A 25,564-nucleotide genomic window follows, 5' to 3' on the forward strand; every position below is an offset into this window, starting at 1 on the left:
GCAAAATCCTTATGCAGAAGGGGAAGTATCTTGTTGTTCGTTGAGGCCTTGGCGCACCCGATTGAACAGGGTGTAGGCGAGCAGAGCGGCGACCACCCACATCACCCCGTCGACCCAACCGGCGCCCAGCCAGCCCAGCGCCACGCCGGTGGCCAGTACGCCGAGTACGAAGGCGCGATCACTTTTGCCCATCGGCCCGTCGTAGCGGCGCGATGCACCCACCATCGGTCCCAGCACCCCGGCGTATTCACTGAACACCGCCAGCAACGCCACCAGCAGCACGGGTGCCAGGCTGACACCGGGGATCAGCGCAAACGGTAGGATCAGCGCGCTGTCGGCGATCACATCGCAGAGTTCATTGAGGTAGGCGCCCAGGCGTGACTGCTGGCCGAATTCTCGGGCGAGCATGCCGTCGATGGCGTTGAGGGCCATGCGCAGGATCATCCACAGCGGAATCAGCGCAAACAGCCAGAGGTGTTGGGCGAAGCTGGCGATCAACAGGCCGACCAGCAGGGAAACCACGCCGGCCAGCACGGTGATCTGGTTGGCGGTGGTGCCGTTGTCGTAGAGGCGCTGCACAAGAGGACGCAGCAGGTTTTGAAAGCGCGGCTTGAGCTGATAGATCGAAATCATGGGGGTGACGCTTCCTTGTCCGTGGGCCCGCGAAAAACTGTTTTGGAGTGTGCCGATTAAATGTGGCTTGCACCAGTGATGGCGTGTGTTTATGGGGGGTTAGTCACGATCTTGACGGTGCGGTAGATCAAATGTGGGAAGGGGCTTGCCCCCGATGGCGATGGGCCAGTTGAAACCGGTGTTGGCTGACACACTGCTATCGGGGGCAAGCCCCCTCCCACAGGGTAACGGTGTGCCGCTTAAAGCGATGTTTTTCGAACAAAAATTTCACGCATCGTGTTATATCGTAACGAATTATGTACAAGCAGGCGTTGAGTGGATGCAAGTGGATCTGGAAGCTGACGGCGCTTCGGTGGAAGGCCTTCCGCGTTTTCAACAGGGGCTGTTCCATGCCCGTCGATTGCGCCAGGCCGGTATCAGCCTGACGGTGCTGGGCGTTGCCGGTTGGGTGTTGGCGCTGTTTGTCGCGCTGTTTGCGCCGCTGTCGATCTGGCCGGTGGTACTGATCAACTGTGCGTCGGCGTTGCTGCTGCTGGTGGCCGGGTTGCAATCGGCGTGGTGGGTGGCCGATTGGCGCGCCCAGGCGTTGGAGGCGCCGGCGGTTGAAGTGCAGGTCGAAGACACGGGCCGCTACGCACGCCTGGTTGAGCGTTTTGGCCAACAGATCGGCGCGCCGGTGTTGTGGCTTGGCGGTTGGTCGCTGTTGGCGCTGGTCAGCATTATCGAATTCTGGAACCTGGCGTTACCCGCCGCACCGATCGGTCAATCGGCAAGCATCGGTGCCGCGCTGGCGCTGGCCTTGGCGTTTGGCCTGTTGGTGTTCGAGCGTCGCCTCGCTCAGGAAACCGCCGCGCAATGGCCGGAAGCCTCGCAACTGGCGCAGTTGAGCCGGGTGGCGATCATCTGCCTGGTGGTCAGTGCGGTGTGCCTGCTGTTTGCGGGTGCGGCGTCGGTGTGGCCGTTGCGCCTGGCGGCACTGATCGGCCTGCTGCCGGCATTGGTCGCGCTGGAGTTTCTATTAAGGGCCGTGCTGTCGCTGTTCAGCCCGCGCCAGCCACGGCTCGAGCCCCGCCTGATGGCGCAAAGTTTTATCGCCGGACTGCTGCGTTGGCCGCCGCAACCTTTGCTCGCGTTGCAGCATGAATTGCACAACCGCTTCGGCATCGACCTGCGCCAGATCTGGGCGTTTACCTACATGCGCCGGGCGTTTCTGCCGGTGTTGCTGGTGGTTCTCGCGGTAGGCTGGGCGCTCACCGGTGTGCACGAAGTGCCCCTGCAAGGCCGTGGGATTTACGAGCGCTTCGGTAAACCCGTCGAGGTGTTCGGCCCCGGTCTGCATGCGGGCTTACCGTGGCCGTTGGGGCGTGTCATCAGCGTGGAAAACGGCGTGGTGCATGAGTTGGCCACCAGTGTCAGTGAAGCCGCCGCCCCGGAGCTCGCCCCCGCCGAAGGCCCGCCGCCGTTGATTGCCAACCGGTTGTGGGACGCCAGCCATGTGAATGACAAATCCCAAGTGATCGCCAGCAGCCGCGGCGACAAGCAGAGCTTCCAGATCGTCAATATGGATGTGCGCTTCGTCTACCGCATCGGCCTCACCGATCAGGCCGCGCTGGCCGCCACCTACAACAGCGCGGATGTGCCGACCCTGATCCGCAGCACCGCCAGTCGCATCCTGGTGCACGACTTTGCCTCGCGCACCCTTGATGAGTTGCTCGGCGAACAACGCACCCGCCTGGCCGACGAGATCGGCCGCGCCGTGCAGGCGGACCTGCAGACACTCGACAGCGGCGTGGAAATCCTCGCGACCGTGGTCGAGGCGATCCACCCACCGGCCGGTGCCGCCAATGCTTATCACGGCGTGCAAGCCGCGCAGATCGGCGCCCAGGCCCTGATCTCCCGCGAGCGCGGTGCAGCCAGTGAGCAAACCAACCAGGCGCTGCTGCAAGCCAGCACCGCGCGCGATCAGGCCCAGGCCACCGCGCGGGAAGTGAATGCCGGTGCCCAAGCCGCCGACCTGCGTTTCGCTGCCGAACAAAAGGCCTACGCCACGGCCGGCCAGGCGTTCGTGCTGGAGCAATACCTCGGCCAACTCAGCCAAGGCCTGGCCCACGCCAAGCTGCTCATTCTGGATCATCGCCTGGGCGCCGATAGCGCGCCGACGATCGATCTGCGTTCTTTTACCTTGCCGGCCGATCCCTCGGTGCCGCGTAAAGCCGTTCAATAAGGAGTCGGTCTGTTGAGCGCTCATTCTCATGATCACGGTCATCACCATGGCCACCACCATCATCACGGTGACGAACAAGCCGCCGGCCCATTCCCGTGGCGCCGCATGGCCTGGGCGCTGTTGCTGGTGCTGTTTGCGGTCGCCGCCGCCAGCCTGGTGCAAGTGCGGTCCGGCGAGGCCACGGTGATTACCCGCTTCGGCAACCCCTCGCGGGTGCTGCTGGAACCGGGCCTGGGCTGGCGCTGGCCGGCGCCGTTCGAAGCGGCGATCCCGGTGGATCTGCGCCTGCGCACCACTTCCAGCGGTTTGCAGGATGTGGGCACCCGTGATGGCCTGCGCATTATCGTGCAGGCGTACGTGGCGTGGCAGGTACAGGGTGATGCGGACAATGTGCAGCGCTTCATGCGCGCCGTGCAGAACCAGCCGGACGAAGCGGCGCGGCAGATTCGTACCTTCGTGGGTTCGGCGCTGGAAACCACGGCGGCCAGCTTCGACCTGTCGAGCCTGATCAACACCGATGCCAGCCAGGTGCGCATCGCTGATTTCGAAGCGCAGTTGCGCCAGCAGATTGATCAACAATTGCTCACGACCTACGGCGTGCGCGTGGCCCAAATCGGTATCGAACGGCTGACCTTGCCGTCGGTGACCCTCACCGCCACCGTCGACCGCATGCGCGCCGAGCGGGAAACCATCGCCACCGAGCGCACCGCCGTGGGCAAGCGTGAGGCGGCGCAGATCCGCTCCGCTGCCGAGCGCGATGCACGCATCGTGCAGGCGGATGCCACGGTGAAAGCCGCCGATATCGAAGCGCAATCGCGGGTCGAGGCCGCGCAGATCTATGGCCGTGCCTACGCCGGCAACCCGCAGCTGTATAACCTGCTGCGCTCCCTGGATACCCTGGGCACCGTGGTCACGCCGGGCACCAAGATCATCCTGCGCACCGACGCTGCGCCGTTCCGCGCCTTGGTGGACGGGCCGAAGGATGTCCAGCCATGACCGAGCGTGACAGCCCGGACAGCCCATGGATCCAGGCCGGACGCCTGACATTCCTGGCGTTGTACGCGGTGACCGTGCTGGCCGCGCTGGCCTGGGCATTTTCCAATGTGCGCCAGATCGACCCGCAGAACCGTGCGGTGGTCCTGCATTTCGGCGCCCTCGACCGTATCCAGAATGCCGGGCTGTTGCTGGCCTGGCCGCAGCCGTTCGAGCAGGTGGTGCTGTTGCCGGCCGCTGACCGCGTGATCGAGCGCAGGGTGGAGAACCTGCTGCGTTCTGACGCGGCGGTCCAGGCCGACCGCGTGGCCACGTTTGCCACGCCGTTGAGTGATGCACTGGCCGGTTCCGGTTACTTGCTGACCGGCGATGCCGGCGTGGTGCAACTGGATGTGCGGGTGTTTTACAAAGTCACCGAACCTTATGCGTTTGTGCTGCAGGGCGAGCATGTGTTGCCTGCCTTGGATCGACTCGTGACCCGCAGCGCCGTGGCCCTCACGGCGGCGCGGGACCTGGACACGATTTTGGTGGCAAGGCCGGAATTGATCGGTACTGATAACGGCGCTGCTGAACGCCGCGAACGGCTGCGCGGCGACTTGGTGCAAGGCATCAATAAACGCTTGGCGGAGTTGACGTCCACCGGGTTGGGATTGGGTATCCAGGTCACCCGCGTGGATGTGCAATCTAGCCTGCCAGGCCCGGCGGTGAACGCGTTCAATGCGGTGTTGACCGCCAGCCAGCAGGCCGATAAAGCCGTGGCCAATGCCCGTAACGACGCGGAAAAACTCACCCAGACCGCCACTCAGCAGGCCGATCGACTGGTGCAAGTCGCCCACGCCCAGGCCAGCGAACGCCTGGCCAATGCCCAGGCGCAAACCGCCACCGTCGCCAGCCTGGCCCAGGTAAAAGACCCGGGCCTGATGGTGCGCCTGTACCGCGAGCGCCTGCCGAAGATTCTCGGCCAGGCCGGCTCCGTGACCACGGTCGATCCTAAAGACGACTCCCGCTTGATCATCCAGGGAGCCGAACAATGAGCGCACCTATGCTGACCTCCGCCGAGCAGCGCAGCGCTGCCCGGCAATTGACCCTGGCCATGCTCGCCTTGGGCTTGCTGGTGTTGGGCCTGATATGGCGCTGGCTGGCGCCTGACCAGACCGGCGTGAGCCAATTGCTGCTGGGCGTCGCGTCGCTCTTGGTGGCCGTGCCGGTGATGCGTTCGGCCTGGTACAGCTTGCGGTTCCCCAGCCTGCACGGGATCACCGACCAACTGATCGCCCTGGCCATGCTCGGCGCCTGGGCCACGGGTGATCTGCTGACCGCCGCGCTGCTGCCGATCATCATGATCTTTGGCCATGTGCTGGAAGAGCGCAGCGTGATCGGTTCCCAGGAGGCGATCCATGCCCTGGGCAAACTGACCCGCAGCCATGCGCGGCTGGTGCAGGCTGACGGCAGCATTATCGAAGTGGATAACAGCACGCTGAATACTGGCGATATCGTCGAAGTGCGCGCCGGTGACCGCGTGCCCGCCGACGGTGTGGTGCTATCGGGGCAGGCGAGCCTGGACACCGCGCCGATCACCGGCGAGTCGGTGCCGCTGGAAGCGAGTGTGGGCGTGCAGGTGTTTGGCGGGGCGATCAACCTCGACGGCCTGCTGCGTCTTGAGGTGACCCGCACCGGCAATGAGTCGACCCTGGGCAAAGTCATCGCGCTGATGCAGAACGCCGAGCGCTCCAAGCCGCCGATCACGCGGTTGCTGGAGCGGTATGCCGGCAGCTATATGGTGCTGGTGTTGCTGCTGGCGGCGGTCACCTGGTTTGTGACCAACGACGCCCAGGCGATGCTCGCGGTGCTGGTGGCGGCGTGTCCGTGTGCGTTGGTGCTGTCGGCGCCGGCCACGGCGATTGCCGGGATCGCCGTGGCAGCGCGGCATGGCATCCTGATTCGCAGCTCGGCGTTCCTTGAAGAGCTGGCGGACCTGACCTCGTTGGTGGTCGACAAGACGGGCACCCTGACCTTCGGCACCTTGCGCCTGCACGCCATCGACACCACGGCGCCGGACCGGCAGGTGTTGCTGAACCTGGCGGCCAGCTTGGGCTCGGCCAGCAGCCACCCGGTCAGCCGGGCGTTGGCGGGGCTGGCGACGCAGGAACAGATGCTGGCGTTGACGGATATTCGCGAGCGCCAGGGCCTGGGTGTCGTGGCGCAGACCGAGCAGGGTGAAGCGGCCTTGGGGCGGCCGGAGTTGTTCGAGCAACTGGGTATCCTCACCACCGCCGTCCCGAATCACGATGGCCCCATCGCCGGGTTGGCGCTGAACGGGGTGTTTCTCGCTTGGTTGTTGCTGGCCGATAGCGTCAAGCCGGAAGCGCGCCAAGCGCTGCAAGAGCTGCGTGACCTTGGCCTCGGCCGCCAACTGTTGCTCACCGGCGACCGCCAGAGCGTGGCTGACAGCCTGGCGCTGGAGGTGGGCATCAGCGATGTCGAAGCCCAGGCCTTGCCGGAAGACAAGCTCAACCGCGTGCTGGGCGAGATCGGCAGCGGCTTCCGGCCGATGGTGGTAGGGGATGGCATCAACGATTCGCTCGCGCTCAAGGCTGGCGTGGTCGGTGTGGCCATGGGCGCGGGCGGGGCGGATATTGCCTTGGCGTCGGCGGATGTGGTGTTGATCGGCAGCGACCTGCGGCGCCTGGGTACCTGTGTGCGCTTGAGCCGCCAGTGTCGCCAGACGTTGCAGGTCAACGTGATCATCGGCCTGGGCTGGACCTTGGCAATTGTCGTGTTTGCCGCGTTTGGCTGGTTGGGTGCGGCCGGCGCCATGATCGCGGCGGTGCTGCATAACCTCAGCACCTTGCTGGTACTGGGGAATGCCGGGCGTTTGCTGCGCTTTCAGGAGCCACTGTTAAAGCTAGAAGATTAATGTTCAGAAATTTTTGAGGAATGCTGTAACGCCGTTGGGGGACCTCACTCTAGTGGTGTGTCGAGACTGAGCAACCCGTTCAGACCGACCCACCTACTGATCGATGAGGACTACACAATGAACATCAAGAATGCTATGTCCGGTGCTGCCCTGGCTATCGCTGCCGCCACTCTGTTCGCCGGTGTCGCTACCCAGGCACAGGCCGCCGGCGCTACCGTTCATTGCTACGGCGTGACTTCCTGCAAAGGCATGAACGACTGCAAGACCGCTGAAAACGCCTGCAAAGGCCAGGCTGTCTGCAAGGGCCACGGTTTCAAGGCCATGACCCAGGCTGCCTGCGAAGCCGCCGGCGGTAAAGTCGGCGAGTAAGCACAAGCCGAGTGCAACCGCAGCGGCGCTCACCGTCGCTGCGGACACGTTTGCAGGAGTCCATGATGGCCACGTCTCTTCCCTTCCTGGGTTACGGCCTGGGTTTACGCAACGAATACTACGAACAGATCCTTGAACAATCGCCGGCTGTGGATTGGTTCGAGGTGATCTCTGAGAATTACCTGGTCCAGGGCGGTAAAGCCTTGTACTACCTGGACGCGATCGCCGAGCGTTATCCCCTGGTGATGCACGGCGTGTCCCTGTCCATCGGTGGTCCCCATGCCCTCGATACCGATTACCTGAAGCAAATCAAACAGCTCGCCGAGCGAATCCGCCCGGCGTGGGTGTCTGATCACCTGTGCTGGAGTCGCGGCAGCGCGCACCAATTGCACGACCTGCTGCCGCTGCCTTACACCGAAGAAAGTCTCTACCACGTGGCCGCCCGCGTGCGCCAAGTGCAGGACGCGTTGCAGCGCCCGCTGGTACTGGAAAACGTCTCCAGTTATGTGCGCTCCAAGGCGGACGAATTCACTGAGTGGGAATTCCTCAACGCCCTGGCGCATCTGACAGGGTGTCAGTTGTTACTCGACGTCAACAACGTGTATGTCAGCTCGCGCAACCATGGCTTCGATGCCTGGACGTTTATCCGCAACCTGCCACCGCAGAGCATCCGCCAACTGCACCTGGCGGGGCATATGGACTATGGCGACTACGTGGTCGACACCCATGACCACCCGGTATGCGATCCGGTGTGGGCGCTCTATCAACAGACGCTGGAGCACCTGGGGCCCGTATCGACGCTACTGGAGCGCGACGACCATTTTCCACCCTTTGAAGATCTGCTCACCGAACTGAGCAAGGCCCGTGAACTGGGGGCTATGGCGTTGGCCAGGAGAACGTTATGCGCCTGACCGATTGGCAGTTGGCCTTCGAGCAGCACCTGTTGTCCGAAACGCCAGTGGCCAACAGTGACTTCGCGGCCACCCTGCTGGGCGGGCCGACGCTGGATGTGGACGCGGGCCTGGCGATTTACCACAACGCCTATATCTCGCGGTTGCAGGAGGTTTTGCGGCATGACTTCAATGCCATCCGCTATTGGTTGGGTGATGATGAGTTTGCAACGCTGACCGAGGCCTTTGTGCGCCGTTATCCCTCGGCCCACTACAGTCTGCGTTGGCTGGGGGAGCGTTTCCCGGCGTTTATCCTTGAGCATCTGGTGGCGGAGCAAAGTGCGCCGCTGGCGGAACTGGCGCGTTTGGAATGGGCGTTTACCCTGGCGTTTGATGCGCCGCAGGGCGAACCGCTGACGCTGAATGAGATGGCGGTGTTGCCGCCCGAAGCGTGGCCGCTGTTGCAGGTGACCCTGGCGCCGTCGGTGCAGCTGCTGCTGTGCCATTTCAATACCGTAGCGATCTGGCGTGCGAGTAAGGACGCGTCAGCCTTTCCCGCCAGCCAGGCATTGGCTCCGACCGAAGTCTGCCTGGTATGGCGTCATCAGAATGTGTGCCATTACCGTAGCCTTGAGCCTGAAGAGGCCTGCGCCCTGGCGGGGATGGTGACGACCGGCTGGAACTTTGCCGAACTGTGCGCAGCGTTGGCAGTCAGTTACGCAGAGGGTGCGCCACTGCAGGCCGTTACGTGGCTGAAACAGTGGGTCCAGGACGGTTTGCTCGAGCGCCGAGCCCCATAGGAGAGCGCTATCAAATCGATAGCCTCCTACTTTGTCTTGGGATGGTCTACCCTCACAGCAGACGTCTGAAACAAGGGGGGATTACTCATGCTCGCGCAACTTCCACCGGCCTTACAGAATCTTCAGCTACCGCTGCGTCTTCGACTCTGGGACGGCCATGAATTCAACTTGGGCCCCGAGCCCAGTGTGACCATCGTGGTGAAGGACCCCACGGTCGTGTCCCAGCTGACACATCCAACGCTCGATTCACTGGGCGAAGCCTTCGTGGAGGGAAAATTGGAGCTGGAAGGCTCCATTTCCGAGGTCATCCGGGTCTGTGACGAATTGAGCCACGCTCTGATCGAGGATGACGAGGTGAGTCGTCCGGTGCGCTCGATCCACGACAAGGCCACTGACGCAGCAGCCATTTCCTACCATTACGACCTGTCCAACGAGTTCTACCAGCTATGGCTGGATCAGGACATGGCGTACTCCTGCGGTTACTTCGAAACCGGTAGCGAATCCATCGACCAGGCCCAACAAGACAAATTTCGCCACCTGTGCCGCAAACTGCGGCTGCAGCCGGGCGAGTATCTGCTCGACGTCGGCTGTGGCTGGGGCGGGCTGGCACGGTTTGCGGCACGGGAGTTTGGGGTCAGAGTGTTTGGCATCACCCTGAGCAAGGAACAGTTGGCGCTGGCCCGGGAACGGGTGAAAGCCGAAGGCCTGGAAGACCAGGTGGACCTGCAACTGCTCGACTACCGTGACCTGCCGCAAGACGGTCGTTTCGACAAAGTCGTGAGCGTGGGCATGTTCGAACACGTCGGCCACGCCAACCTGGCGGAGTACTGCAAGACGTTGTACGGCGCCGTGCGCGAAGGCGGCCTGGTGATGAACCATGGCATTACCGCCAAGCACACCGATGGCCGTCCGGTAGGCCGTGGCGCCGGGGAGTTTATCGAGCGTTATGTGTTCCCCAACGGCGAGCTGCCGCACCTGGCGATGATGACCGCCGAGATCAGTGAAGTCGGGCTGGAAGTGGTCGACGTCGAAAGCCTGCGCCTGCACTACGCGCGCACGCTGGACCACTGGAGCGAGCGCCTGGAAGACAACCTGGAAGCGGCAGCGACGATGGTGCCGGAGCAAGCGTTGCGTATTTGGCGGCTGTACCTGGCCGGTTGCGCGTACGCGTTTGCAAGGGGCTGGATCAACCTGCACCAGATACTGGCGGTGAAACCCCATGCCGATGGCAGCCATGAACTGCCGTGGACGCGGGAAGATATCTACCGCTGAATTTCAACACTGTTGGAGATCCAAATGTGGGAGGGGGCTTGCCCCCGATGACGGTGTGTCAGCTAGCTCATCAGGCACTGATCCTCCGCTATCGGGGGCAAGCCCCCTCCCACATAGTTCACCGCGTCGTTTGTCAGAGAATCGGTGAAATAAGCCGCGCAACTCGCATGCCCAGTTGTTGCAGGCGGCGGGTTTCGCGGCTTTCTTCCTGGCTGACCTCATGGGCCAGGGCAAAGTCGTCGAGCAGCATGTGCTCAACTTCTTTGGCGAAGGCTTCGTCGACCGTCAGCAACATCACTTCGAAATTCAGCCGGAATGAACGGTTGTCCATGTTGGCACTGCCGATGGCGCTGATTTCACTGTCCACCAACACCACCTTTTGATGCAGAAAGCCCGGCGTATAGCGGAACACCCGCACGCCGGCGCGCACCGCTTCGATCGCGTAAAGGCTGGAGGCGGCGTAGACGATGCGGTGGTCGGGCCGCGAGGGCAGCAGCAGGCGCACGTCCACTCCCCGCAACACCGCCAGGCGCAGCGCGGCAAACACGGCTTCGTCGGGGATGAAATACGGGCTGGTGATCCACACGCGCTCGGTCGCCGCGTGGATGGCTTCGACGAAGAACAGTGAGCAGGTTTCATACGGGTCGGCCGGGCCGCTGGCGAGTAATTGGCAGAGCACGCCATCCTCGGGGTAGGCGTCCGGCAGGATCAACGTTGGCAACTCGCGCGCGGCCCAGAACCAGTCTTCGGCAAACGACTCCTGCAAGCACGCCACTACCGGGCCGGTGACCTGCACATGGGTATCGCGCCACGGCGCCAGCGGGGGTTTCTTGCCCAGGTATTCATCGCCGACGTTATGCCCGCCGACAAACCCGGTAATGCCGTCCACCACCACGATTTTGCGGTGGTTACGGAAGTTGACCTGGAAGCGATTGAGCCAGCCGCTGCGGGTGGCGAACGCCTTGACCTGTACACCGGCGTCGCGCAGGGATTGCACGTAGCGATGGGGCAGGGCATGGCTGCCGATGCGGTCATACAACACGTAAATGGCTACGCCTTCGGCGGACTTTTCCTTCAACAAGGCATGTAACTGTCTGCCAAGCTCGTCGTCATGAATGATGAAGAACTGGAAAAGCACGGCTGTCCTAGCGTTGCGAATCGCCTCGAAGATCGCGCTGAACGTGGCATCGCCATTGATCAATAAATGCACTTCATTGTTCGCCAGGCACGGCATGCGGCCCAGCTTGGGCATGGCGCGCAGGGAGGCGTAGGCGCTGGAGTTACGTGCGGCCAGGGCTTCCTCGACCCAAGGCCGCCAGTTCAGCGCGGTGATGGCGGTGTGCATTTCCTGATTGGCCTGGCGACGGGCCTGGATGTAGGCGTCGAACGTGCTGCGGCCGAAAATCAGGTAGGGGATCAACGTGAGGTACGGCATGAACATCAGCGACAAGGCCCAGGCGATCGAGCCTTGGGCGGTCCTGACGGTCAGCACCGCGTGGATCGCGGCGAGTGTCCCGAGAAAGTGCAGCGTGGCGATGAAGTAGGCGAGCAGGTGCGGGCCAAAAAAATCCATGGACGACGGTACTCCAGGCAATCGAGTGCCTAACAGACCATGTTCGCTGACGAATGTCGCTATTTTATTTGCCGTGCAACACTGGCGCCTTCGCGGCGTCTAACGCCAACAATTGCCCAGGAGTTACCCGATGAATGCTCGTCTGCTTGGTTTAGCCATGGTTATTGGTTTGTCGCTGCCCGTGGCAGCACAGGCGCAGATGCTGGCGCCGGGCTTGTGGGAATTGACCACCAGCAATATGAAGGTCGATAACCAGGATCTGCCGGACTTGTCGCTGATCCTCGGTCAACTCAAGCAACAGATGACCCCTGAACAGCGCGCCATGCTGGAAAAACAAGGCATCACCATGGCCGGCAAAGGCGTGCAGGTGTGCCTGACACCGGCGCAGGTCGCGTCCGATTCGATCCCCCTGACCGACCCGCAATCGGGCTGTAAACAGGAAGTCACCGACAAGACCGGTAACCAGTGGAAATTCCGCTTCAGTTGCCCGAAAGCCCAGGGCACCGGCGTCGCTACTTTCCAGAGCCAGAAAGAATTCACCACCACCGTCAACGGCACCTTCAATGCCACCGGTATTCAGCAGAAGGGCAGCCTGGACAGCCATGCCCAGTGGCTGGGTAACGATTGCGGGACGGTCAAGCCTCGCGCCTAACGCAGGCCGCCTAACGCAGGAAATGCAGGGGCAAGCCCTGGCAACTGTCGACCACCTGGCCGTTGTGCCAAGCCAGGTGGCCGGAGACCAGCGTGGTGCTGACGCTGTGGCGAAAGCTGCGCTCGGCAAAAGGCGTCCAGCCGCAGCGGGCCAGGATCGGCTCGCTGCTGACGGGCTTGCCTTCGGGCTCCGGGTTGATCAACACCAGGTCGGCCCAATACCCTTCGCGTAGATAACCCCGATCCGGGATGGCGAACAGGTCGGCCACGCGGTGACTGGTTTTCGCCACGAGGGTCGTCAGCGGTAGCAGCCCATCGGCGACCAGCTCCAACAACGCCGGCAGCGCGTGCTGCACCAGGGGTAAACCCGACGGCGCTTCGCGATAGCCCAACTGTTTTTGCGCCCAGGTATGCGGCGCGTGGTCAGTGCCAATCACATCCAGACGATCACTCAACAAGGCTTGGCGCAGCGCGTCGCGGTCGGCGCGTGTCTTGATTGCCGGGTTGCATTTGATCTGATGACCGAGCCGATGATAATCGCGGTCATCGAACAGCAAATGGTGCACGCAGACCTCGGCCGTGATGCGCTTTTGCGCCAGAGGCTTGTCTTCGAACAACACCAGCTCGCGGGCGCTGGTCAGGTGCAGCACATGCAGGCGTGTGCCGTGGCGCTGGGCCAACTCCACGGCCAGAGAGGACGAGCGATAGCACGCTTCGGCATCGCGAATCAGCGGATGGGCCACGGCAGGAATATTGTCGCCAAAGCGCTCACGCAGGCGTTGTTCATTGGCCTGGATACTCGGCGTATGTTCGCAGTGGGCCAGCAGGAGGGTCGGCACTTCAGCGAATAACCGCTCCAGAACCCGTGGATCATCCACCAGCATATTGCCGGTCGAGGCCCCCATGAACACTTTGACGCCGGCCACTTCCCGCGGGTCCAGCGCTGCGACGAGGTCGAGGTTGTCATTGCTCACGCCAAAGTGAAAGCCATAGTTGGCCACCGAATGCAGGCCCGCGCGACGCTTTTTATCGGCCAGGGCTTGCAAGGTCAGCGTAGCGGGTTGGGTGTTGGGCATATCCATGACGCTGGTGATACCGCCGGCCACGGCCGCCCGGGATTCGCTGTAAAAGCTGCCCTTGTCCGGCGCGCCGGGGTCGCGAAAGTGCACCTGGTCATCGATCATGCCCGGCAGCAGCCATTGGCCCTGGGCGTCGATGGCCAAGGGCGCGTCGCAGCCCTCGATGCTGCTGGCGATCTTCTCGATACGGCCGTTGGCGACCAGCACATCGGCGTCGAATTCCTGGCCTTCGTTCACCAGGCGGGCATTGCGAATCAGCAGGCGGCTCATGATTCAGAACTCGTTTTGCAGGGCTTTGTAGCCGCGCACCAGATCGACATTGGTGCGTGCCACGTCTTCGGAAAACTCCGAGGCGCTCACACTCACCGGCGGGTATTGCGACAAGTCGGTGTTGGGCCCGATGCGGGTGGTGGAGGGCACGTAGAAGGCGGCGGGCAAATCGCGACCGTCGACCACCGAGTTGTGACGCACCACGCAGCCGTCGCCCACGGCGCAGTTGAACAGCACGCTGTTAAAACCGATGAACACACGGTCGCCGACGGTGCAGGGGCCGTGCACGATGGAACGATGGGCAATGGAGGTGAATTCGCCGATGGTGACCGCCGCGCCGGACTTGGAGTGGATGACCACGCCGTCCTGGATATTGGAGTTGGCGCCGATGGTGATCGGGTCCATGGCGCCGCTGGCATCGACTTCATCGGCACGGATGACGGCGTAGGGGCCGACGAAGACGTTCTCGCCGATGATGACCTTGCCGCAGATGATCGCGGTTTTGTCGACGTAGGCCGATTCGGCAATGACCGGCAGATCGCCGGAAGGGTTTTTGCGGATCATGCAGCGGGCTCCGTAATGATGTAGACGTGGTCGCCGTCGATGGCGTTATAGAAACAGGTGGGGCGGCCGGTGTGACACGCCGGGCCCAGTTGGTTGACGATCAGCAGTACCGCATCGCCGTCGCAATCCAGGCGCGCTTCCACCAACTGCTGCCAGTTGCCCGAGCTTTCGCCCTTGCGCCATAACTGCTGGCGCGAGCGCGACCAGTAGCAGACTTGCCCGGTGAGCAGGGTTTCGTTGAGGGCCCGGCGGTTCATCCAGGCCAGCATCAATACTTCGCCGCTGCCATGTTGCTGAGCGATGGCGGCCACCAAGCCATCGCTGTTCCACGGCAGGGCATCCAGCACCTGTTCGAGTGGAAAGCGACTGCCGACGGCAGCCCCTTCCAGGTCGAGCATGCTCAAGTTCATGGCTTGCTCAACGCCGCGCACAGCGTGTTGAGGTTGTATTCGAACAGGCCGGTAAAGGTGCTGGCCGGGCCTTCTGCGGCGAGGGCGTCGGAATACAGCGTGCCGCCGATCTGCGCGCCGCTTTCGTCAGCGATCTGCTTGAGCAGGCGCGAATCCTTGATGTTTTCCATGAACACGGCTTTGACTTTATCTTTGCGAATCTGAGTGATCAGCGCGGCGACTTCGGCAGCGGACGGCTCACGTTCGGTGGACAGGCCTTGAGGCGCGAGGAACTCGATGCCATATGCCTGGCCCAGGTAGCCGAAGGCGTCATGGGAGGTGACGATGCGGCGGTTGCCTGGTGGCAACGCGCCGAACTTGGTCTTGGCCTCAGCGAGCAGGCGGTAGATTTCCTTGAGGTAGGCCTGGCTGTTGCGCAGGTAGTCAGCCTTGTTGGCCGGGTCGGCGGCCACCAGCGCCTTGGTGATGTTGTTCACGTAGATTTCGGCGTTGGCCAGGTTGTGCCAGGCGTGTGGGTCGGGGATGGTTTCGCCGTCCTCTTCCATGGTGTGGGAGATTACGCCTTTGCTGGCGGTGACCACCGTGGCCTTGGTTTCGGTGCTGGTCACCAGGCGGTCCAGCCAGGGTTCGAAGCCCAGGCCGTTCTTGATGATGACCTTGGCCTTGAGCAGCGCCTTGGCGTCGTCGGGTGTCGGTTCGTAGGTATGGGCATCGGCGTCGGGACCGACCATGTTGCTGATCTGGATGTGATCGCCACCGATCTGGTGGGTGATGTCATCCAGGATGCTGAAGCTGGTAACCACCTGGAGCTTGTCTGCGGCCTGAGCCGTCGATAACGACAGGATTAGACTGAACAGCACGAGTAGAGCGCGCATCGGGAAACACCTCATTGGGATGACAGCAAAGGCGGGCGGCGCAGCAAGCCGTGCACCGGACCGAAGACCACGGACAGCAGATACCCGGCGCCCGCCACCAGCACGATGGCCGGGCCGCTGGGCAACGAGTAGTAGAACGACAGCAACAAACCCAGCCATACCGACAGGCATCCCAGCACTGCCGATACTGCGATCAATACCGGCAGGCGCCGGCTCCAGAAGCGTGAAGCGATGGCGGGCAACATCATCAAGCCCACCACCATCAAGGCGCCGATCGCCTGGAAACCGATCACCAGGTTCAGCACCACCAAGGTCAGGAACAACCCATGGGCGAGCGGGCCGAGGCGGCTGACGGTTTGCAGGAACAACGGATCGAGGGTGTCCAGCAGCAACGGTTTATAGATCGCGGCCATCGCGATCAGGCTGAAACCGGAGACCCAGAGCATGCCGGTGAGGGTGGTTTCGTCGACGGCCAGGGCGGAGCCGAAAAGCAGGTGCAGCAGGTCCAGGCGCTTGCCGGCGATGCCGAGGATCAGTACACCGGCGGCGAGGGAGATGGGGTAGATGGCGGCGAGGCTGGCGTCTTCACGCAGACCGGTGCGGCGGGTGATCCAGGCGGACAGGCCGGCCATGCTCAGACCGGCGCCGAGGCCGCCGATGGTCAGGGCCGGCAGGCTCAGGCCGGCGAACCAGAAGCCGAGGGCAGCGCCGGGCAGGATGCCGTGGGCCACAGCGTCACCGATCAGGCTCATGCGCCGCAGGATCAGAAACACCCCCAGCGGCGCAGTGCTGCAGGCGAGCACCAGGCCGCCGATCAGCGCGCGGCGCATAAAGACGAAGTCGACGAAGGGCATCCACAGGTGGGCGGCAAAGTGCATCAGGCCACCTGCATGCGGGGTTGCGGGCGGATCAGTTCTTTACTGGGCCCGAAGACGCAGCCGGTGTTTTTGATCTGCACCACTTGCTGGGTGTGATGGCGAACGGATGCGAGGTCATGGCAGACGACAATCAGCGTGCGGCCTTGGTCGTGCCAGGCATGGATGTGTTTCCAGCACAGCGCTTGGCCTTCTTCATCCAGCGCGGCGTGGGGTTCGTCGAGCAACAACACCGGCGCTTCGGCCAGGCTCATGCGGGCGAGCAGGGCGCGCTGCAATTCGCCACCGGACAAGGCCATCAACGGGCGGTGCTCCAGGCCGCTGAGGCACCAGTCTTCAAGCACCGCTTCAAGGCGCTGGCTGCGTTGTTGCGGGGTGAGTTGGGTACCCCAGAATCCGGCGGCGACCAGTTCTTGCAGGCTGATGGGGAACTGACGGTCCAGGTGCTGTTGCTGAGGCAGAAACGACAGGCCGCCACGGCGTGGAACATCCACCGAGACTTTACCTGCCAAGGGCTTTTGCAGGCCGGCGATGACTTTGAGCAGGCTGCTTTTACCGGTGCCGTTGGCGCCGATGATGCCAGTGAGGCTGCCTTGTTCCAGGGTGAGATCTATGGCTGGCGTCAGCGGTTGGCCGGGGGCGCCCCAGCGCAAAGCGGTGCAGGTGATCATGCAGGGTTTCTCGTCCAGCGGCTTTCAGCCACGGCATCGTGCGCGTGCAGGCTTTCGGCATGGATCACTTTCAGGTGGAAGGCTTTGACGGCATCCGAGCGTTTCAAGGCGAGGTTCAGGCGGCGGGCGGCGTCTTCGCAGAACATCAAGTTCTGCCCGTTGGCCAGGGCGAAGGCTTGTTCGTCCGCACGTTTTACGGCGGTTTGTACGGCGGTGCCGAGAGCGGCTTCGACGTTGTCGATCAGGTCATTGATGGGCAGGCCGGCTTGGTCACCGTCCAATGTGATCAACAGTTGCGCGCTGCTGCGCTGACTGTGGGGCGTGGCGACGATGCCGTTGGCGCTGCCGAGCCAGGTCAACACGTCCTCATGCCGCAACGGTGTGTCGCCGAAGTCATCAAGAAATTGCTGCTGAATCAACTGCCTGGCGAGTGCAGCAGAGCAAGGGCAGGTTGAGGAATAAGTAACGTCAATTTTTAGTTCCACGTGGAACATCTGGTTTTCCAGACGCGCTTCGATGCTCACCGGATAGCGTTTCCAACCGCCCAGTGGGCTGACCAGCGCCGGGCGTTTGAGGAGCAGATCGGTGTGGATACGCAGGTAGGCGTTATTAGATAAACCTTCATGACTGTCGAGAAAACGCTGCAGTACATTACGCAGAAGTGCAGGCGTAAGCGGCTGCTGGTCGAGCATCTCCAGCGCCAGGTACAGGCGTGACATATGAATGCCACGGGCGGCGCCGTCGTCCAGGCTCACGCCGGCATCGGCGGTGGCGGTCAGGCGTTGGCCGTCGATAAGGATCGGCAGGGCGATGCCGCACATCCCCACCCAGTCGAGTGGCAAGGCTTGGCGTGAAGCCTGCGCGGCGATATCCGGCAGAGTCAGCGCATTCATGAGCAGGTCCATCGTTGGAAATGATTTGACATGTTATAGTATAACAATAGAGTCGACGATGAATATTCTGCTCCTGCCTTTTTTCAGTCATGTCGAGTAGGGACGCTCCTTTATTTGCGGTATTTGTATGCACAGACGTCAGCTCCTTAACCTGCTTCTGGCCAGCCCTCTTTTCACCTTGCCGTTTGCGGCCCACGCCACACAGATACGCAACGCCCGCCTGTGGCGCTCTGACGACAAGCTGCGGCTGGTGTTCGACCTCAGCGGCCCGGTGCAGTACAAGACCTTCACCCTGAGCGCGCCTGAGCGCTTGATCATCGACCTGAGCGGCGCCGGGCTCAGTGGTGATTTCTCTCAGCTGGCGTTGACGAACAGCGGGATCACCTCGATCCGCTCGGGGCATTTTGGCAAGGGCGACACGCGCATCGTGCTCGACCTGGCTGCGCCGATGCAGCTCAACAGCTTCGTGTTGCCGCCCCAGGATGGGCAGGGTCATCGTCTGGTGCTGGATCTGACCAGCGCCACCCAGGCGCCTCGTCAAATAGCGTCAGAGCCCACGCCCCTGGTGGATAAGGCGCACCCCAAGCGCGACATCATCGTGGTGGTCGATCCCGGCCACGGCGGCAAGGACCCCGGCGCAGTCGGCTCCAAGGGCCAGCGAGAAAAAGACGTGGTGTTGTCCATCGCTCAGCTGTTGGCCAAACGCCTGAAGCGCGAGAAGGGTTTTGACGTGAAGTTGGTGCGCAACGACGACTTCTTCGTACCGCTGCGCAAACGGGTGGAGATCGCCCACAAGCACAATGCCGACATGTTTATCTCGGTGCATGCGGATGCGGCACCGCGCATCACCGCGTCGGGTGCTTCGGTGTATGCGTTGTCCGAAGGCGGTGCGACGTCAGCCACCGCACGCTTCATGGCGCAACGAGAAAACGGTGCCGATCTGCTCGGCGCCACCCGTCTGCTCAATCTGAAGGACAAGGACCCGATGTTGGCCGGGGTGATTCTGGATATGTCGATGAACGCCACCATCGCCTCCAGCCTGCAACTCGGCAGCTCGATCCTGGGCAGCCTGGAGGGCATCACCAGCTTGCATCAGAAGCGCGTGGAGCAAGCGGGTTTCGCGGTGCTGAAGTCACCGGACGTGCCGTCGATCCTGGTAGAAACCGGGTTTATCTCCAATGCGCGTGACAGTGCGCGCCTGGTCACCGCGCGGCATCAACAGGCGGTTGCCGATGGCCTGTTCGAAGGCCTGAAAAAATATTTCCAGAAGAACCCGCCCATGAACAGCTACATGGCGTGGATGCAGGAACAGAAGAGCGCCCAGGTCTAACAGCCGGTGATGCGGCTGCAGGTGAATTTGGCGCTGGCGCCCCCCGAACTGGAAAACCGGTTAAGGGTGGTCCAGCCCACGCGCCGTGTATAGCCGACCCACGCCTCACCGTCCGACGCCAACCCAGTAAAGAACGTCAGCTGCCCATAGCGGCTGTTGGTCTGTGCCCAGTAGCGTTTGCCGATTACCTCATACCCACGCAAATACGTGGTGCTGCCGATCGTCGCCACGCTGTAGGCATTGCCCAGTGGGTCGACGCACGCGAGCAGGTTGGCGCTGCGCGTGCAGTTGGCCAGCAGGCTCGGCGCTTGGGCACAGGCAGGTCCTGCCGCAGCCAATAACAGGGCGCACAGCAAATATTTCATCGGGCTTCTCGAGGCAGGGAAGTATTCAAGCATTGCGCCCTTCGTCGTGGTGAGCAAGAGGGGATTGGCTTATTTGCACTGTTATACTATAACATCAAAGCATAGCCTGACCCGTGACCCGCTCCCCATGACCAAACAAGACCTGCTGGCCCAGCCGCCCGCCGACTACATGAACGAAGCCCAACAAGGTTTCTTCCGTGAGTTGCTGCTGACCCAGCGCCATGAGCTGCAAGTGCGTATCGACGCCGAGTTCCTGGCACTGCGCGAGCAGGAAACCAACAGCGACCCGGCCGATGTCGGCAGCGCCGAAGAGCAGCGCCAGTGGCAGCTGCGTCTGCTGGAACGGGAAAAAAAGCTGTTGGACAAGATCGACGATGCCCTCGAATTACTGGCTCGCGGCGAATACGGCTGGTGTCGCGATACGGGTGAGCCCATCGGCCTGCAACGCCTGCTGCTACGTCCCACCGCGACACTCTGTATCGAAGCCAAAGAACGTGAAGAGCTGCGCGAACGCCATAAACGGACAGTTTGACCGGCCACCCTTGATGAGGAATACCTGATGCCCAACCGTCTCCCCGTTACTGTGTTGTCCGGCTTTCTCGGCGCCGGTAAAAGCACGCTGCTCAATTACGTCCTGCGCAACCGCGAAAACCTGCGGGTGGCGGTGATCGTCAACGACATGAGCGAAATCAACATCGACGGCAGCGAAGTCCAGCGCGACGTCACCCTCAACCGCGCTGAAGAAAAACTGGTGGAGATGAGCAACGGCTGCATCTGCTGCACCTTGCGGGAAGACTTGCTGGAGGAAGTCGGAAAACTCGCCAAGGAAGGTCGGTTCGATTACCTGCTGATCGAGTCCACCGGCATCTCCGAGCCCTTGCCGGTGGCTGAAACCTTCACCTTCCGCGACGAAAACGAGCAAAGCCTGGCCGACATCGCACGTCTGGATACCATGGTCACGGTGGTCGACGGCATCAACTTCCTGCTCGACTACCAGGCCGCCGAAAGCCTCGCCTCCCGGGGTGAAACCCTCGGTGAAGAAGACGAACGCTCCATCACCGACCTGCTGATCGAGCAGATCGAATTCGCCGACGTGATCCTTATCAGCAAGATCGACCTTATCAGCAGCCGCGAGCGTGAAGAGTTGATGGCAATCCTTGAGCGCCTCAACGCCCAGGCGGAAATCATCCCGATGGTGATGGGCGAAGTACCGCTGAACAAGATCCTCAACACTGGCCGATTCGACTTTGAACGCGCCGCGCAGGCCCCGGGCTGGTTGCAGGAGTTGCGGGGTGAACATGTGCCGGAAACCGAAGAGTACGGCATCGCCTCCACCGCTTACCGTGCGCGCCGCCCTTTTCATCCCCAGCGCTTTTTCGACTTTATCGACCGTCCGTGGGTCAACGGCAAACTGCTGCGCTCCAAGGGCTTTTTCTGGCTGGCCAGCAAGCACCAGGATGCAGGCAGTTGGTCTCAGGCGGGCGGCTTGATGCGCCATGGGTTTGCCGGTCGCTGGTGGCGCTTTGTGCCAAAAAGCCAGTGGCCCCAGGATGAGGAAAGCGTCGCGGCGATCATGGGCAACTGGCAACTGAGCACCGGTGACTGTCGCCAGGAACTGGTGTTTATCGGGCAGAACATCGACTTCACCCAGCTGCGCGCCGAGCTGGACGCCTGCCTGCTCGACGATGAAGAAATGGCCCTGGGCGTCGAAGGCTGGCGCCTGCTGGCCGATCCCTTTGGCCCTTGGTATGAGGAGGCAGCCGCCTGATGCTGGCCCCGGTTATTCCCCTGCGTCCCGTGATTCGCCAGACCCGTGGTGAAACTCCGCTGGCGCTGTCCGACATCCTTGAAGACGGCGTCAACCTGGCGGTGTGGCAGCGCCAGTTGCCCCTGCACATCGCCGAGTTCGGCGCCTTGCTGGTAGCGCTCAATGAGCCGTTGGCCGATTCCAGGGTGATTGAGCTCAATAACGAAGACGCCGCGCCCGACTTGCAGGGGCTGGCGTCCAGTTGCCGCGACCTGGAAGGCTACGAAGGCTTTATCGCCGATGTGTCTTGGCTGGTCAGCGCTTTTGCCTGTTTGCTGGGTGCCAAGCGTATCGGCGTGCGCTTGCGCCTGTTGGATAAAGCCATGTGCCCGCGTTTTCACGTCGACCATGTGCCGGTGCGGCTGATCACCACCTATGCCGGGATCGGCAGCCAGTGGTTGCGTGAAGGCGTGATGGACCGTCGCCAGTTGGGCCAGCCGGACGCCGAACCCAGCGACCGAATCGAGCAGCTCCAGTGCGGGGAAGTCGCCCTGCTCAAGGGCACCAAGTGGCATGGCAATGAAGGCCATGGCCTGATTCACCGTTCGCCCGCACTCAAGGCTGACGAACGCCGCTTGATCCTGACACTGGATTGGCTCGCATAACCGCGTAGGATCAAACGCTCTACACGGTCTGAACGATGCTCCTCATGCTGCAGAACATTCCCACTCATGTGATTGCCGGGCCGTTGGGCGCTGGCAAGACCAGCCTCATCAAGCACCTGCTCGCCCAGCGCCCAGCCAACGAGCGCTGGGCTGTGCTGATCAACGAGTTCGGGCAAATAGGCCTGGACGCCGCCTTGCTCACTCAGGATGACGACGGCATTGCCTTGGGCGAAGTCGCTGGCGGCTGCCTGTGCTGTGTGAATGGCGCGCCGTTCCAGGTAGGACTTGGGCGTTTGTTGCGTAAGGCCAAACCCGATCGGCTGTTTATCGAACCGTCAGGCCTGGGCCATCCGGCGCAATTGCTCAAGCAGTTGCGAGAGGCGCCGTGGCAGAACGTGTTGGCAGTGCAGGCCTGTGTACTGGTGTTGGATGCCCAGGCGCTGGCGGCGGGTAAACCCTTGCCGTCGGCGCAGCAGGAAGCCTTGGCGAGTGCCGGGCTGCTGGTATTGAACAAGGAGGAAGCGCTGGACGCCGCGCAGCGCCACGCCATTGAACAGCAGTTACCGGATTGCCCGTTTTACTGGACCCGGCAGGCGCATTTGCCGCTGGCCCAGTTGCCAGGGCTGAACGCACAGGCGGCTGCGGCTGTGGATAACTTCGAAGTGCCCAAGGGGCTGGCGCAGATGCCGGCCATTTGGAGCGATCCCGCGCAACCGATCTGCCTGAGCCAGGCCCAAGAGGGCGGCTGGAGCATCGGTTGGCGCTGGCACCCGAGCCAGCAATTCGATGCCCAGCGCCTGCATCATTGGCTGGCAAGCCTTGAGTGGCGCCGCGCCAAGCTGGTTATCCACAGCGCCGAAGGCTGGTTGTCGGCCAACGCTGTGGATAACAGCCCGCTCGCCTGGCAAACCAGCGAATGGCGGCGCGATTCGCGTATCGAATTGATTTTCAGCGACCCACAGGACGTGGCGGCATTGCAGACCGCACTGGCGGCCTGTCGTTACTGACGGTTCTTGGTGCCGTGGTCCTGTCGCCACTGGCTCAGCTCGATCACTTCGGCGCTGGGCAGTGGTGTCTTGATCTCGAACGGGTAGGGCGCCAGTTCGATCTGCGCACTGTGGGCGCCGAATTGGGTGATGGTCCCTGGGTGGCGGGTTTCGCCGGTGACGGTGAATTCAAAGTTGTAGATACGTGCCAGGCGCCGCCGGCCATTGGCATCCTTCACAAACCCGATCCGCTTGAGCGCCACCGCACCGTCGAGCAGTTCAATGTCGAGCTTGGCGCAATGCTGCTTGACCCGCTCCAGCGCGCGCTCGCGCAGGCCGTGGTTGTGCCACACCCAGGCGGCACCGGTCGCCAGCAGCATCAACACGAAGATGTTTCCCAGGGTCAGCATGCGAAAGACTCCAACAAAGTGAGAGCAGCTTAACTGTGTCGCCGGTCTGTCGTATAGGCTGCTTTTAGTCGCATACTGCGCGGCCAGAATTTCAACGGCTTTACGGAAATCCCCCGCATGAAACGCACACCTCATTTGCTTGCGATCCAGTCTCATGTGGTCTTCGGCCACGCCGGAAACAGCGCCGCCGTGTTCCCCATGCAGCGCGTCGGGGTGAACGTGTGGCCGCTGAACACCGTGCAGTTCTCCAACCACACCCAGTATGGCCAGTGGGCGGGTGAAGTGTTGGCGCCGCAGCAGATTCCGGCGTTGGTGGAAGGCATCGCCGCGATCGGCGAGTTGGGCAACTGCGACGCGATTTTGTCCGGCTACCTGGGCAGTGCGGATCAGGGCCGGGCGATCCTGACCGGCGTGGCGCGCATCAAGGCCATCAATCCCAAGGCTTTGTATCTGTGCGACCCGGTGATGGGCCATCCGGAAAAGGGCTGCATCGTGCCCCAGGAAGTCAGCGATTTCCTGCTGGACGAAGCCGCGGCGATGGCCGACTTCCTGTGCCCCAACCAGTTGGAACTGGACAGTTTTGCCGGGCGCAAGCCGCAATCGCTGTTCGATTGCCTGGCCATGGCCAAGGCGTTGCTGGCGCGCGGGCCGAAGGCTGTATTGGTCAAGCATTTGGATTACCCCGGCAAGTTGCCGGATGGTTTCGAAATGCTGCTGGTGACCGCCGAAGGCAGCTGGCACCTGCGCCGGCCGCTGTTGGCGTTTCCGCGTCAGCCGGTGGGCGTCGGCGATTTGACCTCGGGCCTGTTCCTGGCGCGCGTTCTGTTGGGCGACAGCCTGTTGGCCGCCTTCGAATTCACCGCCGCCGCCGTACACGAAGTGCTGCTGGAAACCCAGGCTTGCGCCAGTTACGAGCTGGAGTTGGTGCGGGCTCAGGATCGCATCGCCCACCCTCGCGTACGTTTCGAAGCGACACCCATCGAGCTGTAGGAATATTCCTGATTGAGCCAGGCAAAGGGCGTCCGGTACTATCGGGCGCCTTCTAGTCCACTGTGCTTTCAAGGAAGATCCATGTCCCTTGTATTCCCTTCGCCGCGGGCGCTGACCGCCCTGGTGCTGACGTCGTTACTGGCCGGTTGCAGTGTGAACGGCACTTACCCTGATGCCACCGAGGCTGATGCCGCCAAGCTGCGCTTCATCTCTAATACGTCCAATACCACCATCGACGTCTACGACGCTGAGCACTGTATGGGCCAGACCACTGGCATGCTCAACAATATTTTCTTGGTCGATACCCGGCGGCGTGTCGGCATGTCTGTGCCCCCACCGGTCAAGGCCAGAGGCTTGCTGGAGTTCAAGCTGGCACCCGGCAAAGAAACCATGCTGATGATCAACACCAATGGCGGCAGCTATGTCTGCGGCAAATCAATGAGCATCACGCCAAAGGCCGGGGAAGAGTATGAAGTGACCTTCGACATGGAACGGGGCATGTGCACGACCTCGTTTCAGCGCCTGATGCGCTCGGATGGCAAGGATGTGCGCATCCCCCAGCCGATATTCGAGAACGGTATGCCGTCGTGCGCGGGCAAGAGCCCGATATTCGGTAAGGTGATCCCGGCTACGCCACACCGTACCGCGTTGATCAACGCAATCGTTGAAACCCATATGCAGCTCATCACGTTGATGGAGCCTGACACCGCGCAGCGCCCGCAAGCTACCGAAGAGGCGATCGCCGAGCGCAAGGCGAAATTAGGCACATTCACGCCACCTGAGGCCTATTGGGTTCAGTTCCGTCAGAACTATGCACGGGTGAATCAGGAAATGGCTGGCCGCAAGGCGCGTACGCTGGAGCTTTATGAGCGGGTTTACCGCATGCGCCTGAGCGGCACCGAAGATGCGATTCTGGAGCAATGGCAGAACCCGACGGACGCCGCCGTTGTCGAGCGCGTCAAGGCTAACGACAAGTTGATGGCGCAGTACTACACGAACACCAGCAAAGCCGTGATGGTGGACATCGTGAACCATCACATGGAGCGCATGAGCCAGTTGGATCAGCGCTTTGATGTGTGTGCCCACTACGATGGGTGCTGGCGGTTGTAGGA

General features: G+C 62.2%; 27 protein-coding genes. 16 read left to right on the plus strand and 11 right to left on the minus strand.

The genetic code is table 11. The annotated features are described in order from the left end of the window. Positions 1-9 precede the first annotated feature (9 nt). On the minus strand, positions 10-633 hold the full coding sequence (locus AC3ZU9_RS13505; protein ID WP_046035814.1) for a CDP-alcohol phosphatidyltransferase family protein: 624 nt from the start codon (positions 631-633) through the stop codon (positions 10-12). A 319-nt stretch (positions 634-952) separates the two neighbouring features. On the opposite strand from AC3ZU9_RS13505, the gene hflK (AC3ZU9_RS13510) reads away from it, so the two are divergent. The 8 genes from hflK (AC3ZU9_RS13510) (at position 953) to cfaB (ending at position 10,098) form a co-directional block, all read left to right on the plus strand. Beyond that, a complete protein-coding gene (gene hflK, locus AC3ZU9_RS13510; RefSeq protein WP_489095891.1) occupies positions 953-2,857 on the plus strand; it encodes a protease modulator HflK in 1,905 nt (634 codons plus the stop codon). 12 nt (positions 2,858-2,869) lie between these two features. After that, complete coding sequence (gene hflC / locus AC3ZU9_RS13515; protein WP_046035812.1) at positions 2,870-3,853, plus strand: protease modulator HflC; 984 nt, start codon at positions 2,870-2,872, stop codon at positions 3,851-3,853. Then, entirely contained in the window at positions 3,850-4,884 is a 1,035-nt protein-coding gene (gene hflK, locus AC3ZU9_RS13520) for a protease modulator HflK (protein WP_490090845.1), read from the plus strand. Before hflC ends, hflK (AC3ZU9_RS13520) begins: the two co-directional genes overlap by 4 nt. Beyond that, positions 4,881-6,767 (plus strand): cation-translocating P-type ATPase, encoded by a 1,887-nt coding sequence (locus tag AC3ZU9_RS13525; protein WP_102061232.1) that lies wholly within the window; start codon positions 4,881-4,883, stop codon positions 6,765-6,767. Before hflK (AC3ZU9_RS13520) ends, AC3ZU9_RS13525 begins: the two co-directional genes overlap by 4 nt. A gap of 117 nt (positions 6,768-6,884) precedes the next feature. Beyond that, a complete protein-coding gene (gene bufA2 / locus AC3ZU9_RS13530; RefSeq protein WP_490090846.1) occupies positions 6,885-7,136 on the plus strand; it encodes a BufA2 family periplasmic bufferin-type metallophore in 252 nt (83 codons plus the stop codon). 65 nt (positions 7,137-7,201) lie between these two features. Then, entirely contained in the window at positions 7,202-8,047 is an 846-nt protein-coding gene (gene bufB / locus AC3ZU9_RS13535) for an MNIO family bufferin maturase (RefSeq protein ID WP_046035810.1), read from the plus strand. After that, positions 8,038-8,826 carry an HvfC/BufC N-terminal domain-containing protein gene (locus AC3ZU9_RS13540; RefSeq protein ID WP_046035809.1) on the plus strand — a complete coding sequence of 263 codons (789 nt, stop codon included), beginning with the start codon at positions 8,038-8,040 and terminating at the stop codon, positions 8,824-8,826. The genes bufB and AC3ZU9_RS13540 overlap by 10 nt, the downstream gene beginning before the upstream one ends. 87 nt (positions 8,827-8,913) lie before the next feature. Then, the gene (cfaB, locus tag AC3ZU9_RS13545; protein WP_093544749.1) at positions 8,914-10,098 is read left to right on the plus strand and encodes a C17 cyclopropane fatty acid synthase CfaB; all 1,185 of its coding nucleotides are present in this window, start codon (positions 8,914-8,916) and stop codon (positions 10,096-10,098) included. A 133-nt stretch (positions 10,099-10,231) separates the two neighbouring features. On the opposite strand, the gene cls is transcribed toward cfaB, so the two are convergent. Further along, entirely contained in the window at positions 10,232-11,671 is a 1,440-nt protein-coding gene (gene cls, locus AC3ZU9_RS13550) for a cardiolipin synthase (protein WP_490090847.1), read from the minus strand. 130 nt (positions 11,672-11,801) lie between these two features. On the opposite strand from cls, the gene AC3ZU9_RS13555 reads away from it, so the two are divergent. Further along, entirely contained in the window at positions 11,802-12,323 is a 522-nt protein-coding gene (locus AC3ZU9_RS13555) for a DUF3617 domain-containing protein (protein ID WP_015886622.1), read from the plus strand. 10 nt (positions 12,324-12,333) lie between these two features. Here the strand turns inward: AC3ZU9_RS13555 and AC3ZU9_RS13560 are convergent, their stop codons facing one another. From AC3ZU9_RS13560 to folE2, 7 genes are read right to left on the minus strand one after another with little or no spacing between them, the layout of a single operon-like run. Then, entirely contained in the window at positions 12,334-13,671 is a 1,338-nt protein-coding gene (locus AC3ZU9_RS13560; protein ID WP_490090848.1) for a dihydroorotase, read from the minus strand. Between the two features lie 3 nt (positions 13,672-13,674). Then, positions 13,675-14,235, minus strand: coding sequence for a gamma carbonic anhydrase family protein (locus tag AC3ZU9_RS13565; protein ID WP_034110438.1), 561 nt, complete (start codon positions 14,233-14,235; stop codon positions 13,675-13,677). Continuing rightward, positions 14,232-14,645: a phosphoribosyl-AMP cyclohydrolase gene (gene hisI, locus AC3ZU9_RS13570; RefSeq protein ID WP_015886619.1), complete on the minus strand. Its 414-nt coding sequence runs from the start codon at positions 14,643-14,645 to the stop codon at positions 14,232-14,234. The genes AC3ZU9_RS13565 and hisI overlap by 4 nt, the downstream gene beginning before the upstream one ends. Further along, entirely contained in the window at positions 14,642-15,520 is an 879-nt protein-coding gene (locus AC3ZU9_RS13575; RefSeq protein ID WP_015886618.1) for a metal ABC transporter substrate-binding protein, read from the minus strand. Before AC3ZU9_RS13575 ends, hisI begins: the two co-directional genes overlap by 4 nt. An 11-nt stretch (positions 15,521-15,531) precedes the next feature. After that, positions 15,532-16,398 (minus strand): metal ABC transporter permease, encoded by an 867-nt coding sequence (locus AC3ZU9_RS13580; protein ID WP_015886617.1) that lies wholly within the window; start codon positions 16,396-16,398, stop codon positions 15,532-15,534. Continuing rightward, entirely contained in the window at positions 16,398-17,066 is a 669-nt protein-coding gene (locus tag AC3ZU9_RS13585) for a metal ABC transporter ATP-binding protein (protein ID WP_490090849.1), read from the minus strand. Before AC3ZU9_RS13585 ends, AC3ZU9_RS13580 begins: the two co-directional genes overlap by 1 nt. Then, entirely contained in the window at positions 17,063-17,959 is an 897-nt protein-coding gene (folE2, locus tag AC3ZU9_RS13590) for a GTP cyclohydrolase FolE2 (RefSeq protein WP_102061226.1), read from the minus strand. Before folE2 ends, AC3ZU9_RS13585 begins: the two co-directional genes overlap by 4 nt. Before the next feature lie 127 nt (positions 17,960-18,086). Between folE2 and AC3ZU9_RS13595 the strand changes: the two genes are divergently transcribed. Continuing rightward, positions 18,087-19,289, plus strand: coding sequence for an N-acetylmuramoyl-L-alanine amidase (locus AC3ZU9_RS13595; protein ID WP_046035805.1), 1,203 nt, complete (start codon positions 18,087-18,089; stop codon positions 19,287-19,289). On the opposite strand, the gene AC3ZU9_RS13600 is transcribed toward AC3ZU9_RS13595, so the two are convergent. Further along, positions 19,286-19,654 (minus strand): hypothetical protein, encoded by a 369-nt coding sequence (locus tag AC3ZU9_RS13600; RefSeq protein WP_046035804.1) that lies wholly within the window; start codon positions 19,652-19,654, stop codon positions 19,286-19,288. The genes AC3ZU9_RS13595 and AC3ZU9_RS13600 overlap by 4 nt on opposite strands. 127 nt (positions 19,655-19,781) lie before the next feature. Here AC3ZU9_RS13600 and dksA point away from each other — a divergent pair, with 127 nt between their 5' ends. The 4 genes from dksA to AC3ZU9_RS13620 are packed head-to-tail and all read left to right on the plus strand — an operon-like array spanning position 19,782 to position 23,073. After that, positions 19,782-20,186: an RNA polymerase-binding protein DksA gene (gene dksA, locus AC3ZU9_RS13605; protein ID WP_015886612.1), complete on the plus strand. Its 405-nt coding sequence runs from the start codon at positions 19,782-19,784 to the stop codon at positions 20,184-20,186. A 27-nt stretch (positions 20,187-20,213) separates the two neighbouring features. After that, a complete protein-coding gene (gene zigA, locus AC3ZU9_RS13610; protein WP_490090850.1) occupies positions 20,214-21,422 on the plus strand; it encodes a zinc metallochaperone GTPase ZigA in 1,209 nt (402 codons plus the stop codon). Further along, the gene (locus AC3ZU9_RS13615) at positions 21,422-22,066 is read left to right on the plus strand and encodes a DUF1826 domain-containing protein (protein WP_490090851.1); all 645 of its coding nucleotides are present in this window, start codon (positions 21,422-21,424) and stop codon (positions 22,064-22,066) included. Before zigA ends, AC3ZU9_RS13615 begins: the two co-directional genes overlap by 1 nt. A gap of 44 nt (positions 22,067-22,110) precedes the next feature. Beyond that, positions 22,111-23,073 carry a CobW family GTP-binding protein gene (locus tag AC3ZU9_RS13620; protein ID WP_490090852.1) on the plus strand — a complete coding sequence of 321 codons (963 nt, stop codon included), beginning with the start codon at positions 22,111-22,113 and terminating at the stop codon, positions 23,071-23,073. Here the strand turns inward: AC3ZU9_RS13620 and AC3ZU9_RS13625 are convergent. Beyond that, positions 23,067-23,462, minus strand: coding sequence for a DUF3301 domain-containing protein (locus AC3ZU9_RS13625; protein ID WP_015886608.1), 396 nt, complete (start codon positions 23,460-23,462; stop codon positions 23,067-23,069). The two genes, AC3ZU9_RS13620 and AC3ZU9_RS13625, sit on opposite strands and share 7 nt — an antisense overlap. 117 nt (positions 23,463-23,579) lie before the next feature. On the opposite strand from AC3ZU9_RS13625, the gene pdxY reads away from it, so the two are divergent. Together pdxY and AC3ZU9_RS13635 are read left to right on the plus strand one after the other, a co-directional pair. Beyond that, positions 23,580-24,452, plus strand: coding sequence for a pyridoxal kinase PdxY (gene pdxY / locus AC3ZU9_RS13630; protein ID WP_034110415.1), 873 nt, complete (start codon positions 23,580-23,582; stop codon positions 24,450-24,452). Positions 24,453-24,533: 81 nt separating this feature from the next. Beyond that, positions 24,534-25,562 carry a hypothetical protein gene (locus AC3ZU9_RS13635; protein WP_490090853.1) on the plus strand — a complete coding sequence of 343 codons (1,029 nt, stop codon included), beginning with the start codon at positions 24,534-24,536 and terminating at the stop codon, positions 25,560-25,562. Positions 25,563-25,564: the final 2 nt, after the last annotated feature.

It is taken from the genome of Pseudomonas sp. A39 (assembly GCF_058145955.1).

Coding starts and splice junctions, on each gene's coding strand:
- hisI (WP_015886619.1), bottom strand. CDS start 14,645: ATGAACTTGAGCATGCTCGACCTGGAAGGGGCTGCCGTCGGCAGTCGC.
- cfaB (WP_093544749.1), top strand. CDS start 8,914: ATGCTCGCGCAACTTCCACCGGCCTTACAGAATCTTCAGCTACCGCTG.
- AC3ZU9_RS13595 (WP_046035805.1), top strand. CDS start 18,087: ATGCACAGACGTCAGCTCCTTAACCTGCTTCTGGCCAGCCCTCTTTTC.
- AC3ZU9_RS13525 (WP_102061232.1), top strand. CDS start 4,881: ATGAGCGCACCTATGCTGACCTCCGCCGAGCAGCGCAGCGCTGCCCGG.
- AC3ZU9_RS13560 (WP_490090848.1), bottom strand. CDS start 13,671: ATGAGCCGCCTGCTGATTCGCAATGCCCGCCTGGTGAACGAAGGCCAG.
- AC3ZU9_RS13620 (WP_490090852.1), top strand. CDS start 22,111: ATGCTGCAGAACATTCCCACTCATGTGATTGCCGGGCCGTTGGGCGCT.
- zigA (WP_490090850.1), top strand. CDS start 20,214: ATGCCCAACCGTCTCCCCGTTACTGTGTTGTCCGGCTTTCTCGGCGCC.
- AC3ZU9_RS13575 (WP_015886618.1), bottom strand. CDS start 15,520: ATGCGCGCTCTACTCGTGCTGTTCAGTCTAATCCTGTCGTTATCGACG.
- cls (WP_490090847.1), bottom strand. CDS start 11,671: ATGGATTTTTTTGGCCCGCACCTGCTCGCCTACTTCATCGCCACGCTG.
- bufB (WP_046035810.1), top strand. CDS start 7,202: ATGGCCACGTCTCTTCCCTTCCTGGGTTACGGCCTGGGTTTACGCAAC.
- hflK (WP_490090845.1), top strand. CDS start 3,850: ATGACCGAGCGTGACAGCCCGGACAGCCCATGGATCCAGGCCGGACGC.
- AC3ZU9_RS13555 (WP_015886622.1), top strand. CDS start 11,802: ATGAATGCTCGTCTGCTTGGTTTAGCCATGGTTATTGGTTTGTCGCTG.
- AC3ZU9_RS13565 (WP_034110438.1), bottom strand. CDS start 14,235: ATGATCCGCAAAAACCCTTCCGGCGATCTGCCGGTCATTGCCGAATCG.
- dksA (WP_015886612.1), top strand. CDS start 19,782: ATGACCAAACAAGACCTGCTGGCCCAGCCGCCCGCCGACTACATGAAC.
- folE2 (WP_102061226.1), bottom strand. CDS start 17,959: ATGAATGCGCTGACTCTGCCGGATATCGCCGCGCAGGCTTCACGCCAA.
- AC3ZU9_RS13615 (WP_490090851.1), top strand. CDS start 21,422: ATGCTGGCCCCGGTTATTCCCCTGCGTCCCGTGATTCGCCAGACCCGT.
- hflK (WP_489095891.1), top strand. CDS start 953: ATGCAAGTGGATCTGGAAGCTGACGGCGCTTCGGTGGAAGGCCTTCCG.
- bufA2 (WP_490090846.1), top strand. CDS start 6,885: ATGAACATCAAGAATGCTATGTCCGGTGCTGCCCTGGCTATCGCTGCC.
- AC3ZU9_RS13635 (WP_490090853.1), top strand. CDS start 24,534: ATGTCCCTTGTATTCCCTTCGCCGCGGGCGCTGACCGCCCTGGTGCTG.
- AC3ZU9_RS13580 (WP_015886617.1), bottom strand. CDS start 16,398: ATGCACTTTGCCGCCCACCTGTGGATGCCCTTCGTCGACTTCGTCTTT.
- AC3ZU9_RS13625 (WP_015886608.1), bottom strand. CDS start 23,462: ATGCTGACCCTGGGAAACATCTTCGTGTTGATGCTGCTGGCGACCGGT.
- AC3ZU9_RS13585 (WP_490090849.1), bottom strand. CDS start 17,066: ATGATCACCTGCACCGCTTTGCGCTGGGGCGCCCCCGGCCAACCGCTG.
- pdxY (WP_034110415.1), top strand. CDS start 23,580: ATGAAACGCACACCTCATTTGCTTGCGATCCAGTCTCATGTGGTCTTC.
- AC3ZU9_RS13600 (WP_046035804.1), bottom strand. CDS start 19,654: ATGAAATATTTGCTGTGCGCCCTGTTATTGGCTGCGGCAGGACCTGCC.
- AC3ZU9_RS13505 (WP_046035814.1), bottom strand. CDS start 633: ATGATTTCGATCTATCAGCTCAAGCCGCGCTTTCAAAACCTGCTGCGT.
- AC3ZU9_RS13540 (WP_046035809.1), top strand. CDS start 8,038: ATGCGCCTGACCGATTGGCAGTTGGCCTTCGAGCAGCACCTGTTGTCC.